Annotated in this window: 13 protein-coding genes; 3 read left to right on the top strand and 10 right to left on the bottom strand. The window is 36.6% G+C overall.

The window, feature by feature from the left end; all coding sequences use genetic code 11:
* The first annotated feature begins 6 nt into the window (after nt 1–6).
* Nucleotides 7–528 (top strand): GNAT family N-acetyltransferase, encoded by a 522-nt coding sequence (locus BLQ00_RS08090; protein WP_093142913.1) that lies wholly within the window; start codon nt 7–9, stop codon nt 526–528.
* 158 nt (nt 529–686) lie between these two features.
* A complete protein-coding gene (locus BLQ00_RS08095) occupies nt 687–995 on the top strand; it encodes a hypothetical protein (RefSeq protein ID WP_093142915.1) in 309 nt (102 codons plus the stop codon).
* A gap of 41 nt (nt 996–1,036) precedes the next feature.
* Here BLQ00_RS08095 and BLQ00_RS08100 read toward each other — a convergent pair whose 3' ends face one another.
* From BLQ00_RS08100 to BLQ00_RS08135, 8 genes are all read right to left on the bottom strand, one after another.
* A complete protein-coding gene (locus BLQ00_RS08100) occupies nt 1,037–3,247 on the bottom strand; it encodes a TonB-dependent receptor (protein ID WP_093142918.1) in 2,211 nt (736 codons plus the stop codon).
* Between the two features lie 45 nt (nt 3,248–3,292).
* Nucleotides 3,293–3,619, bottom strand: coding sequence for a hypothetical protein (locus tag BLQ00_RS08105; RefSeq protein ID WP_093142921.1), 327 nt, complete (start codon nt 3,617–3,619; stop codon nt 3,293–3,295).
* Nucleotides 3,619–3,921: a DUF6787 family protein gene (locus BLQ00_RS08110; protein WP_093142923.1), complete on the bottom strand. Its 303-nt coding sequence runs from the start codon at nt 3,919–3,921 to the stop codon at nt 3,619–3,621. Before BLQ00_RS08110 ends, BLQ00_RS08105 begins: the two co-directional genes overlap by 1 nt.
* 10 nt (nt 3,922–3,931) lie before the next feature.
* Nucleotides 3,932–4,339: a DUF6146 family protein gene (locus BLQ00_RS08115; protein WP_093142926.1), complete on the bottom strand. Its 408-nt coding sequence runs from the start codon at nt 4,337–4,339 to the stop codon at nt 3,932–3,934.
* A 122-nt stretch (nt 4,340–4,461) separates the two neighbouring features.
* Entirely contained in the window at nt 4,462–5,100 is a 639-nt protein-coding gene (locus BLQ00_RS08120) for a DUF937 domain-containing protein (protein ID WP_093142928.1), read from the bottom strand.
* A 44-nt stretch (nt 5,101–5,144) separates the two neighbouring features.
* Nucleotides 5,145–6,101: a D-2-hydroxyacid dehydrogenase gene (locus tag BLQ00_RS08125; RefSeq protein WP_093142931.1), complete on the bottom strand. Its 957-nt coding sequence runs from the start codon at nt 6,099–6,101 to the stop codon at nt 5,145–5,147.
* Between the two features lie 25 nt (nt 6,102–6,126).
* Nucleotides 6,127–7,194, bottom strand: coding sequence for a 3-phosphoserine/phosphohydroxythreonine transaminase (gene serC / locus BLQ00_RS08130; RefSeq protein ID WP_093142934.1), 1,068 nt, complete (start codon nt 7,192–7,194; stop codon nt 6,127–6,129).
* 148 nt (nt 7,195–7,342) lie between these two features.
* A complete protein-coding gene (locus BLQ00_RS08135; protein ID WP_093142936.1) occupies nt 7,343–8,401 on the bottom strand; it encodes an acyl-CoA reductase in 1,059 nt (352 codons plus the stop codon).
* Between the two features lie 62 nt (nt 8,402–8,463).
* Between BLQ00_RS08135 and BLQ00_RS08140 the strand changes: the two genes are divergently transcribed.
* Nucleotides 8,464–8,814: a 4Fe-4S dicluster domain-containing protein gene (locus BLQ00_RS08140; RefSeq protein WP_093142939.1), complete on the top strand. Its 351-nt coding sequence runs from the start codon at nt 8,464–8,466 to the stop codon at nt 8,812–8,814.
* A gap of 71 nt (nt 8,815–8,885) precedes the next feature.
* Here the strand turns inward: BLQ00_RS08140 and BLQ00_RS08145 are convergent, their stop codons facing one another.
* Entirely contained in the window at nt 8,886–9,410 is a 525-nt protein-coding gene (locus tag BLQ00_RS08145) for a hypothetical protein (RefSeq protein WP_093142941.1), read from the bottom strand.
* Between the two features lie 208 nt (nt 9,411–9,618).
* A complete protein-coding gene (locus BLQ00_RS08150; protein ID WP_093142944.1) occupies nt 9,619–12,306 on the bottom strand; it encodes a TonB-dependent receptor in 2,688 nt (895 codons plus the stop codon).
* Nucleotides 12,307–12,332 lie beyond the last annotated feature (26 nt).

Consider the following 12,332-nt stretch of genomic DNA (forward strand, 5'->3'; position numbering starts at 1 on the left):
TTACGAATGAAAATATTTGAAACCGAACGATTAATTATTAAGACTTTAGAGAGTAAAGATCAAAGCCATTTTACAGAATTGTTGTCTGATCCTAAAATTATAGCGCCCATTCCGCAGCCAAAATTTACTGAAGTACAGCTGTTACAAAAATTTCAAGAGAACCTGAATTTAACAGTAAGCGATTTACAAAAAGAAAGAAGTATTTGCGGAATTTTTGAAAAAGGAAATCCTGAAATGATCGGACTTTGTCTTTTTCTAACGAACGACGAAAAAGATAAAGAATTAGGATATCGTTTTAGAGTCCCGTATTGGGGAAAAGGATACGGAACAGAAACTACTAAAGGGATCATTGATTACTATTTCAATACGTTACAGGTAGCTAAAGTTACAGCAGATGTTAATATAGAAAATTTAGGTTCTGTAAACATTTTGAAAAAGTTTATGAAACCTGTGAAGGAGTTTTTTAACGAAAGAGATAATTGCACAGATAGACGCTATGAAATTGAAAAAGAGAATTGGCTTTATTAATAGATAGCAAATAGTGATGAAATTATTTGCAAGGTGCTTTTAAAGAGAGTAACCTTTCAAACACAAATGATTACTCGTTTGAAACCTACTCGATATTGAATAATTTTTGGTATGTTTCTTGCGTTATGATATTGTGTAAACTATAACACAACAACAGAATGGAAAAAGAAAAATATAATTTACTTCGCAAAGGTATATTCTACGATATCGTGGGAATGGTAACGATGGCGATTCCGGTAGTAGGTCCTTTTTTGGATATACTTTGGGCACCATTTGCAGCTAAACAAATGTCAGAAATGTACGATGGTAACGAAGGTAAAATAGCCTCAGTTATTGTTTTTGTTGAAGAAATTCTTCCTATGTCAGATGTAATCCCAACCTTTACGCTTATGTGGTTGTACACATTTGTTTGGAAAAAAGAAAAGCGAGAAACACGCCGTACCATAAAGGTCAAGGCAGATAATTAATAAAAAAAACTCCTTAGCAAATCGCTAAGGAGTTTTTTTTGTTACAAGAATAGCTTCACTGAAGCTTGAATGTTTCGGCCTATGTTTTCTACACCATCTTCCTTTAATCGCGAAAGATGCGACACATAACTCTCATTGGTAAGGTTGGTGACTGTAAGTCCGAGTACGGCACTTGTTTTCCCCATTTCAATCGTACTTCCTACACCTAAACTTAAAAGATTGTACCCTTCCGAGGTGGTTTCAAAATCACTCGGATTTTTCTGATCAAAAGTGTTTTGTAAGGAGATAAAGCCAAACGGTTTTTTCAATAGTTTTCCATCTCTTAATTCTACACGAAATGTATTCCGAAGTGTGTTTGCTGGGATTAATGGTAAATAACCACCATCGTTAAGTTTTCCAGTTACGGTTTCAAAACTACTCTCAAAATGCAACCAATCTAAAGGGTGCGGATGAATATGAACTCCAAACTCTCCTCCGTACAGATTAGCATTGTCTTGTGAATAGTTAAATACAGGAGCATCATCGATAGTTAAATCGGTAGGAGCTATAAAAATATAGTCTTGAATTGCATTGTAAAACCCATTGGCAGAAACTTCAAAGTGTTCGTTTCTAAAAGCTACGGAAAGATCAAGTTGGTAATTTTGCTCGTTGTTTAAATCGGTGTTTCCAATTTCATACCGATTGGTTCCTTCATGAACTCCGTTTGAGGCTAATTCGGCAAGATTAGGCGCTCTAAATCCACTGGCAAGATTCAATCGCCCTGTAATGGTTTCAGAAAAATCAACCTTTGCGCCAATGGCAGCGTTAAAACTGGTAAAATCTCTATCGATGGCAGGAATGTATTCCTGTTCCGAAGCTTCTCCAACAGCTTCACTTTCAATCGCTCTATGGTCAAAACGAATTCCACCTTGCAAATCGATGTTCTCTAAATGGTAGTGGGTGGTTCCCATTACACCAATATCGGTCACAGTTGCATCAGGAATTAACACTTCTTCTCCAAAGTTTTCGTTCTTCTGAAACATCCCTTGAACGCCCACAATAGTTTCAAATTGTCCAAAGTCTGGCAAGTAATACTTTGCATCGTAATTAAAAGTATTTAATTTTAACTGAAGGGCAGGAGTCACTTCTTCTTCAAACTCTCTACGATCATTAAATGTGTAACCTACTTTAACATCCAAACTCGATTTTTCAAAAAAGAGTTTGTTTTCCCAACTTAAAATATGGTTGTCAATCTCTTGATAAGGATCTAACAATTCTTTCGAACTGCTTTGTTCTCCAAGCTCTTCAGGAATTCCAATGTTCGAACGATTGTAATTGTAACGCAAGGTAGATTTTAGCATAGAACCTTGATATTGAAGGCCTGCTTTAAGGTCTTTTTCGTTAAAACGGGTGTTGGTCACCTTGTATTCGCTTCCTGTTTCGTAGTCGCTATGTGCAGCATACGCACCTCTCGCTAAAAATTTAAGCTTTTCTCCAGATGTTTTTACACCAATAGTTGTTGCTGTACCTAATGTATTCGAAAAATACGAACTCTGTACATCGGCATGTGTTTCATTGCGATGTGCAAATTTTTCCGGATTAATATACAAAACGCCTCCTAAGGCATCGCTTCCGTAGAGCAAAGACGCAGGACCTTTAATTACTTCAACACTTTCAATACCTGCTTCGTTAATTCCTAAGCCGTGTTCGTCTCCAAATTGCTGGTTTTCCAATCGGATTCCTTGTGTGTAAGTAAGCACTCTATTCGAGCTAAGTCCTCTAATTACGGGCTTTCCAATCCCAATTCCAGTACTAATACTTGAAACACCAGGAATATTTGTAATTCCGTCGGCCAAAGTAACAGCTCCCTTCGAATTTAAATCATTCACAGCAACACGTTCAACTTTCATTACGTTGTCGCTTTGCAATTTGTGAAAGGGGGTAGAAATGATTACTTCTTCAATTTCTACAGCGCTTTCGGTCATTTGAACATCTAAAGTTGTGGTTTCACTTTCTGAAAATGAAATTTTTTGCGAAAGTGTTGCGTATCCTTGTAATGAATAGACTACGGTATAGGTTCCCTTCGGAATATTGATGATGGAGTAGGTACCGTCAAAATCGGATACGGCTCCTTTTTCTAACTTCGGAAAGTAAACGGTTGCGACTAATGGCTCGTTAGTTTGTTGGTTGGTAATTTTACCAGACAGAATACTTTGTGCGCTTGCTCCTGAAATGCTAAGGCATAATAATAGCAAGAAACATGTATATTTCATATTTTCTTAATTTATATTTTTTAATACTTGTAAATAACTGGGGAATTAAGAAAGTTGAGGCGGTCCTCGTAGGTAGTAGTGATGATGTATGGTATTATTTTCTGAAGCTTCATAAATAGTTACTAACTTCGGAAAGCTTTCAGAAATAATAAAATCGGGAAGGGTAGGGGTGTTAAAGGTGACGACTGAAAAATGAAAGTCACAAAGAGAACAGTCTAACTTTTTTTCATGAAGGTGTGTACTTACCTCGGTGCAAAAGGTATGTTCGTGCTCATCTAACGAGTGAATAAACTGAATAGCAACAGGAAACAGTAATGCTAATGTTAGTAAAACTGAGGCAACCTTATGCGTTATTTGGTCTTTACAATTCACTAGTCTTTAAATAGAAATCCGAGCCCAAATCGTTTGAGCATTTTTTTTTCAAAGGTCCAAAAAAAATGAAACTCTCCAAAGAGCCAACCAAAAAACACTAAAAGAACTTGATAAATTGGGAAAACGATTAAAATACGGATGGTCCAATAGATAAAAGCGCCCACTGCATCCGTAATTCCGATGGCTTCAGTTAGGGGGCCGGCAAGTTTGGCCGACGTGCTTCCAGTAATGGCAAATACAATGAATATTACGATTAGTTGCCAGTTGCTATCAATGCCCCAGCGTTCTTTAAGTTTCTTCAATAGTGTTGTACTATAATTTTTGTTTGTATTTTTTCTGAAAGTATAAGAAGTAATTATACAGCATATAATTTACTTCTAGTCCGTACGAAGTACCTATATTATAATCAATTTCTAGTGGATATAATGCCGTTGAATAATTAAATGGATTTCGTACACGGTTGTTGTATTCACTTACAAAGAATCGGTTTTTATTTTCAAGAAATGTAAGTCCGTAATATCCTTTGGGAGGTTGTGTTTGTATCCAAGAGTTAAAACCTGGTTCAATAATGAGTATTTCGTATTCAAGACTATCATTTGCAATACGAACGGTGTCATTTACAGCAGTTGTAGTATCGGAAGTATTTTTCACCGTCGATTTTCCAGATTCACAACTGTAAATTCCAAAAGCAACAATTAAAAGAGAAACAAGATACTTCATACTTGTGTTTTTTATAAAATTACTAATTTGAAAGCATTAGGATAGCTGTTTTAACTTCCTTTAACAAAAAAGCCATTCACAAGTGCGAATGGCTTTTGTTTTATAATAAAGAGATTCTAGGCTTATTTTCCAAATAATCCTCCAAGAAGACCGCCTAAACCACTTTTTTTCTTTTGTCCGCCTAAAACCATTCCAGCAACATCATCGATAATACTACCGTCGCCATCTGCATCTAATAATGATTCTATAAAGCTTTGATCGTCATTTGATTGACTTCCTCCGCCCATTAAGCCTCCCAATAAGTCTCCAAGACCATTAGAATCACTTACGTTGTTTTGACGTGTTTCTTTTCCTAAAACTCCCATAAGAATAGGAGCCGCTACTTTTAATATTTGTGCTACAGAAGCTGCATCTACACCAGATTTCTGGCTAAGTGCATTTTCTACTTTTGGTTGGCTTCCACCTAAAATGTGACCTAAAATTCCAGCACCGTCTTGTTGTACAGATTCATCTACACCACCACTAAATAAACCACCAAGGTTGTCTAAAATACCACCATCGTGTTTACTATTTAAGGCTCCTAATAATCCAGCAGCTCCATCTGGAGTTGATGCATTTTTCTTCATAGCTCCTAATAAGAATGGCATTGCCATGCTTAATACTGTAGCAGTTTTGTCTGTTGATTGTCCGGTTTGAGCACTTGCGCCGCTAATAAGCTGCTTACCCATGTCACTGTTTAATAAGTCTAAAATTGAAGCCATTTAAAGTTGTTTTTGTTAATAAGATTATAAATATAGTAAAAATGTTAAGCATTTATTAAAATACTTACTATCTGATTAGCAAGTTCTGTGCCAATTCTATCTTGAGCTTCATTTGTTGCCGCTCCAATATGAGGAGTTAGCGATATCTTGGTGTTCATCAGTACTTTAATTGCTGGGATGGGTTCGTTTTCGAAAGTATCTAATCCAGCAAATGATAATTTTCCGCTATCCAAAGCTTCCACAAGCGCAACTTCGTCGATAACACCTCCACGAGCAGCATTGATTAAGGCAGCACCGTCTTTCATTTGTTCAATTTCTTTTTTACCAATTACATATTCCTTTTGCGCCGGAACATGAAGGGTAATAAAATCACTGTGTTTAATTAATTCAGAAACAGGTTCTGTTTTAATTTTAAGCGTTACTTGTTGTCCGTCGTAAAAATCTAAGGTAATATCCGCCTCTCCAACGTGACTATCACTTGCAATTACTTTCATTCCGCAGCCAAGTGCAATTTTAGCTACTTCACGACCAATACGTCCAAAACCAATAATTCCAATGGTTTTACCTCTTAATTCGCTCCCCGCAGCATAATTCTTTTTCAAATCTTTAAAATGACTATCACCATCTAAAGGCATATTTCTGTTCGAATCGTGTAAATAGCGTACTCCTGTAAATAAATGCGCAAATACCAATTCGGCAACAGAAGCTGAAGAAGCTGCTGGAGTGTTAATTACTTGTAGTCCTTTTTCACGTGCGTAGTCAACATCAATATTGTCCATACCAACACCACCACGACCAATTATTTTAAGGCTAGGGCAGGCGTCAATAAGTTCTTTTCGTGCTGTAGTTGCGCTTCGAACTAATAACACATCAATTTGATGTTCATTGATGTAATTTGCTAATTGCTCTTGTGCTACTTTTACGGTAATTACTTCAAAACCTGCTTTTTCAAGGGCTTTTACTCCAGATGTTGAAATTCCGTCGTTTGCTAATACTTTCATGCTAAAGGGTATTTTGTGTATTTTATTATGATTTTTTTTCTAAGTCTTGCATTACATCGACCAATACTTGTACGCTTTCTAATGGCAATGCATTATACATAGAGGCACGGTAGCCACCAACGCTTCTATGACCGTTTAATCCGTTTATTCCAGCAGCCTTCCAAGATGCATCGAAGGTGTCTTTTAGACTGTCGTTTGCTAGTGAAAAAGTAGCATTCATTTTAGAACGATCTTCCGCATTTGCTACAAAACCGTTAAATAATGGGTTTCGGTCAATTTCGGTATAGAGAAGTTTTGCTTTTGCGTTGTTTATTTTTTCTATTTCTGAAATCCCACCGTTTTCTTTTAACCATTCAAGGGTTAACATAGAAACATAGATAGGAAATACAGCAGGCGTATTAAACATACTGTCTTTAGAAATATGTGTTTGATAATCTAACATGGAAGGAATGGTTCTTGAAACTTTTCCAAGAATATCTTCTTTTACAATTACAAGGGTTGTTCCAGAAGGTCCCATGTTTTTTTGTGCTCCTGCATAAATCAAATCAAATTTTGAAAAATCCAGCACACGAGAAAATATATCACTACTCATGTCGCAAACTAGTGGAACATTGGTTTCTGGAAACTCTTGCATTTGAGTTCCAAAAATTGTGTTGTTACTAGTGCAGTGGAAGTAATCAACGTCTGAGGGGATGGTATAGTTTTTAGGTATATAATTAAAATTAGCGTCTTTTGAAGAGCCAACGATGTCGATTTCTCCAAATAGTTTCGCCTCTTTAATCGATTTGTCCGCCCAAGTTCCCGTATTTAAATAGGCTGCTTTTTTCTCTAATAAATTATAGGCAACCATTAAAAACTCTAGACTTGCGCCACCGTGTAAAAACAGCGCTTTATATCCTTGATTTTGAAGGTTTAAATGTTCTAAAACCAGTTCACGTGCATTTTCCATCACATCGACAAAATCTTTACTACGGTGTGAAATTTCGACTAACGAAAGATCTAAACCATTAAAATTGGTAACCGCTTCTGAAGCTTTTTGCAAAACAGATTGTGGTAAAATGCATGGACCAGCACTAAAGTTGTGTTTTTTCATAATAAGATTTGTATAGGTACAAAGATGTAAATTATGCCTTTATTTAAGGTTAATTAAACGATAATTTATTAAGAGAGTTTCAACAATTTAACCTCTTTTAAAAACTTCGTAATCTGAGGGTTAAATTTTATGAAATCTATAAAAATAGCTACAATTCGAGTATAAATTTTAAGGTATCCACACCATCTGCGTAATCCCACAGCTGCGGCGATTGTGCCATACCGAAATCTATTTCATTTTCAATTCCTGTTTGTCCTACAATGCATTGTATCTTTTCAGCTTCAGAAGTAAGAGTCACTTTTAACGAATCTAGGTCTGTGTAATACTCATAAAATAAGACCGAAATAGGGGAAGACATGCCTTCATCTTCTTTCAGTAATAAAAATTCATTGTCTAATATGTTAAACAAGCTCATTAAATAAACGGCCTTGTTATAATCGTAGTTATTAATGTATTTGTTGTTGTCAACCATTTGTTTCCACGAATACATTCCGTTAAAAAATGGATCCATATAGTATCCTTCAGGAAAATATATTTTTGAAACATTACGACATCCTAAACCGAAATAGCGAAATACATCGTGAGCGAGTGCTTCAAGTTGTGCTGGGGTTTCGTTTCCTGTTAAAACGGCTATCGAATTTCTATTTTTTCGAATGATATTGGGGTATTTTCCGAAGTAATAATCAAAATAACGAGATGTATTATCGCTTCCAGTCGCAATTACAGCATCAAAATTTTCTAGTTTTCCTTCTGAAAAAGCAATATACGCTTCAAATCTAGGTTCGATCGCTATAATATACTTAGCGATAAAAGGGAGTAGAAGTTTGTCGTTTTTTGAAAGCTTGGCCAATACCTTATTTCCGCTAATTAGAACAGAAAGAAAGTCGTGAAAGCCCACCAACGGAACATTTCCAGCCATGACAATCGCAATTGTTTTGGGTGTTGTGGTGTTAATCGTGTAAGCAGAAGTCCACTGTTTTAAGTTTGCTTCGGAAAGCGCTTCCGCCCAACTTTTGCAGGCGAATTGAATATTATCTGTTGTAAACCAACCGTTATGATGGTGCGCTGTAGCTATAAGTTGACGCATTGAATCGTAAAAACGATCGTTGTGTTGAAGGTTTTGTTGTTTCGATGCTGTTTCCGAAGAAAATTGATTTAAAAATTTTCCTAATTCAACAAAAGCGTTAATTCTTTCCTGTAATTGCATATTAGTTTGGAGTTGCCCTTTTAAGGCATTAAATTTGCACAAAGTTATAAAAATCAATAGCGATGGCAATTATAATAACAGATGAATGTATTAACTGTGGCGCATGTGAGCCAGAGTGTCCTAATACTGCTATATACGAGGGTGCAGATGATTGGCGTTATGCTGATGGAACAGATTTAAAAGGAAAATTAGTACTTCCTAATGGAAAGTCGGTAGATGCCAATGAAACGCAAGAACCAGTAAGTGATGAAATTTATTACATTGTTGCAGATAAATGTACCGAATGTAAAGGATTTCACGAAGAACCCCAATGTGCGGCTGTGTGTCCTGTAGATTGTTGTGTTCCTGATGATAATCACGTAGAATCTGAAGAGGTTTTACTTGGTAAACAAGCATTTATGCATCACAAATAAGAGTATATTTTAAGGAATAAAAAAAGGCTTCGGAATTTCCGAAGCCTTTTTTATTAGAGGGGTTCACTATATTATAATTTACTCTTCTTCATTATTTTTTTCTCTTTCATTTCTATCTTATAAATAGTCGATGTGATATCATCGGTATCGGCATTATAGCTTTCAACTACGAAATTACCTTCTGTATCAAAGTATCCAAAAGAGCTTTCTCCATTTTGAGATAAAATATAGTATCCATCTCTTGAAGAAGGTCTAACAATCGCGTGATCGTTTTTATCGGTTCCGGTTAACGAAACAATTTTGTATCCGTTGTCTTCATTCTCGAACATATAGCTTTTACCTTCGTTGTTGTAACTTACTTCCGTGTTTGCTATAGTGGGTGTTATTGTAGTGCTAAAGTTGTTTCGATCAACTTGCCCTTCAATGGCAATCGATTGCTTTTCAGTGTTAGTAACAGCCTTTGTTGAAACATCGACTCCTTTACTATTTTTTACTGTTGTTTTAGTAACTGTTGTTTCCTGTTTTTCATTTACATTTTCTTGTGCAAACGTTGTAGAAAACGCTGCCAATGCAAATACAATCATTATCTTTTTCATCTTGGTGTTTTTTAAAATTAGTATGCCACAAATGTAGCGTAAGAAGCTGTTAATAAGCGATAAGGCATTGATAAGACTTTGCTAAAGTTTCATCGTTTTAACTCTTTTTATGATAAAAATTCATAAAATAGACTGTAAAAAACAAAACTCCATCGATTAAGATGGAGCTTTGACAACATAATGATTTGGAAATCAAAAAAATCGTGAGTTAAAAGTTATAATTTATACGACTGTAGAAGTATGCTCCTCCAAAGCCCATTTGAACAGAATCCCAGTATCCACCGCCTTCAGTCCAATCGTCTTGTTGGTCTGGATATACATTGAATAAGTTATTAGCTCCTACGTTTAGTTTTAGATTATCAGATAATTCATATCCTAAATTAAGGTCGGTAACTATTTTAGCTGTGTACGTATCTGTAGCAGCTATAATTTGGTTGTCAAATCCACCGTAATCTGCTGGATCTTCAAAAGCTTGGAAGTCGATTAAAGCGACTTCTGCAAAACGAGTGATGTTAAGACCTGCGTTAAATTTACTACGGTTGTAGTTAATCATTGCGGTAATTTTACTTTCTGGCGCAGAAGCTAGTAAAAAGGCTTTGTCTCTTTCTCCAAAAAACGTTTGCTCGTCTAACGCACCATTTTTCACATCTTTTATAACCATGTTATTGAAGTTGGCTAATAATGATATCCCGATGTGATTGTCATTAAAAGTTTCTTTATACGTAAGTACTAAGTCTAACCCTGTTGTTTCAGTATCGGCTCCATTGGCAAAAAATTGTGCCGAATCTACATTTGGAAGCGAAGGAGCTGCGAAAGTTCCTGTTAATACAATTCTATCTTTCACATCGATATAATATAAATCTGCTGTCGCTGTAAATTTTGAAAAGTTAGCTGTAAAACCCAAACCAGCGTTTAAAGATTTTTCTTCTTGTAACGCACCAATACCAAATGATTTTGTTACGGGACTGTTGTTTGGTGATAATAACTGATCGCTGGCAACACCTCCAATAAAGTTTGTAAAACGAAGGTTGTAGTAAATCTGTGCCAATGAAGGTGCTCTAAATCCAGAGCTCAAAGAACCTCTAAGATTCATATTGTCTGAAACCTTGTAACGCGTTGCTAATTTTCCGTTTAATGTTCCACCAAAATCACTGTAATTCTCGTAACGAGCGGCAACACTAACTAAAAAGGCGTCTGTAAGATCAAATTCACCATCTGCATATAACGAACCATTCGATCTGCTTCTGTCCACTTCGTTTGCTGGGCCATACCCTGGAAATCCTTGAGAACCTCCTGCACGAACATCTCCCGAATCTGGATCGATTGGTTGTGTTTGTGTTGTTGGGTCGGTAATAAGTATTCCGTTTACGTCGTAAGTACCATAAGACCCTTCTTCCCCTGCGAAAATGGTAAAGCGTTCGGTTCTGTATTCTGCTCCAAAGGCAAGGTTCATTCCGCTTAAAACATCGTCATAATATTTAGAAAAATCAGCGTTTAATGTGTTTTGCGAAAGACTGTGTCCTCCAGCGTCGAAGTCGGTAGGAGAAGCCCCTTGTAGCGATGCATTTAGAGTTCCTTTAATGTAATAATGGAAATTGTTTTTACCATAGGTATTGCTAATATCTACATTCCATCCTGAGCCCGTTTTGGTACGAACCCCAGCTGATACTGAGTTATCTAAAATGATAGAAGTAATTCTAGGCGTATAACCGTTTGGATAAATTGAGGTTACTACTCGCGCTCCATCGTTTCTTGTAAATGCATAAGCATCTGTGTCTCTATAGTTTCTTCCTCCGAAGGCATATACTTCCGTGTTATCTGAAACTGGAATACCTACGTTTCCGAAGAAATTAAATCCTTCAATAGCTGCTTCCCCAAATCCTTTTCTAAAATCGAAGGTTGGACGAAGCGTTTTCTTCTTATTAATGTACTCTGTAGTGAAGTTTGCAAAACCACCTTTTTCTCCAATTCCGAAGCCATAATTCGCGCCAAGTTTGAATGAACCACCATCGAAGCTTTTGTCTTCTCCAATCGCATTTCCGTCTTGATGTGTGTCTAACCTGTAGCCGTCGGTATTCCATAACCCGTAGGCGCCATCGGCAAAAGCACTGGTATCAACATCGGCATTGGTGCTGTAAGCTCCGTAGCTAATACTTCCGTTTAATTCGTCTACATCGTCTTTAAGAACAATATTAATTACACCAGCAATGGCATCACTACCGTATTGTGCGGCAGCTCCATCACGAAGTACTTCAATACGTTTGATAGACGTAGCGGGGATAGCGTTTAAATCGGTTCCTGTGTTTCCTCGACCTCTTGTTCCGAAGACATTTATAAGGGATGATTGGTGTCTTCTTTTACCGTTAATTAATACTAGCGTTTGATCGGGACCTAAACCTCTTAACGAAGCTGGGTCAATATGATCGGCACCATCAGAGCCAGATTGTTTGCTGGCGTTGAAAGAAGGTGCTGCGTATTGCAAAAGTTCATTGATTTCTACTTTTCCTAGTTGTACGATGTTGTTTTCAAAATCGATGACATCAATAGGCACAGCGGTATTAATAGCTGTTCTTTTCGGACTTCTAGATCCAACAAGCATAATAGTGCTTAGTTCTTCACCTTCCGAAAGGGTTACTTCTATATAGGATTGACCGTTAATTGGAATTTCTTCAGTAGTATATCCGATGTAACTAAAAACTAAAATAGCATTGTCTGCAACGTTTATTGTAAATGAGCCGTCTTCCGAAGTGATTAGACCATTGCTGGTTCCTTTTTCTATCACGTTTACAAACGCAAGTGGTAAGTCTGAGGTGTCAGTAACAGTACCTGTTACCGTATTTTGCGAAAATGAGATTCCGCAGCATAGTAAAAAAATAAGTTGAGTAATTTTTTTCATAGTGGTTTGTTTAGTTTGTGTTAATT

The organism is Ulvibacter litoralis, assembly GCF_900102055.1.
In the GTDB taxonomy this organism is placed as follows: domain Bacteria; phylum Bacteroidota; class Bacteroidia; order Flavobacteriales; family Flavobacteriaceae; genus Ulvibacter; species Ulvibacter litoralis.

Excerpts from the sequence above, each read along its gene's own strand:
- BLQ00_RS08120 (WP_093142928.1), bottom strand. The coding sequence starts at position 5,100 with ATGGCTTCAATTTTAGACTTATTAAACAGTGACATGGGTAAGCAGCTT.
- BLQ00_RS08100 (WP_093142918.1), bottom strand. The coding sequence starts at position 3,247 with ATGAAATATACATGTTTCTTGCTATTATTATGCCTTAGCATTTCAGGA.
- BLQ00_RS08135 (WP_093142936.1), bottom strand. The coding sequence starts at position 8,401 with ATGCAATTACAGGAAAGAATTAACGCTTTTGTTGAATTAGGAAAATTT.
- serC (WP_093142934.1), bottom strand. The coding sequence starts at position 7,194 with ATGAAAAAACACAACTTTAGTGCTGGTCCATGCATTTTACCACAATCT.
- BLQ00_RS08140 (WP_093142939.1), top strand. The coding sequence starts at position 8,464 with ATGGCAATTATAATAACAGATGAATGTATTAACTGTGGCGCATGTGAG.
- BLQ00_RS08115 (WP_093142926.1), bottom strand. The coding sequence starts at position 4,339 with ATGAAGTATCTTGTTTCTCTTTTAATTGTTGCTTTTGGAATTTACAGT.
- BLQ00_RS08095 (WP_093142915.1), top strand. The coding sequence starts at position 687 with ATGGAAAAAGAAAAATATAATTTACTTCGCAAAGGTATATTCTACGAT.
- BLQ00_RS08125 (WP_093142931.1), bottom strand. The coding sequence starts at position 6,101 with ATGAAAGTATTAGCAAACGACGGAATTTCAACATCTGGAGTAAAAGCC.
- BLQ00_RS08145 (WP_093142941.1), bottom strand. The coding sequence starts at position 9,410 with ATGAAAAAGATAATGATTGTATTTGCATTGGCAGCGTTTTCTACAACG.
- BLQ00_RS08150 (WP_093142944.1), bottom strand. The coding sequence starts at position 12,306 with ATGAAAAAAATTACTCAACTTATTTTTTTACTATGCTGCGGAATCTCA.
- BLQ00_RS08090 (WP_093142913.1), top strand. The coding sequence starts at position 7 with ATGAAAATATTTGAAACCGAACGATTAATTATTAAGACTTTAGAGAGT.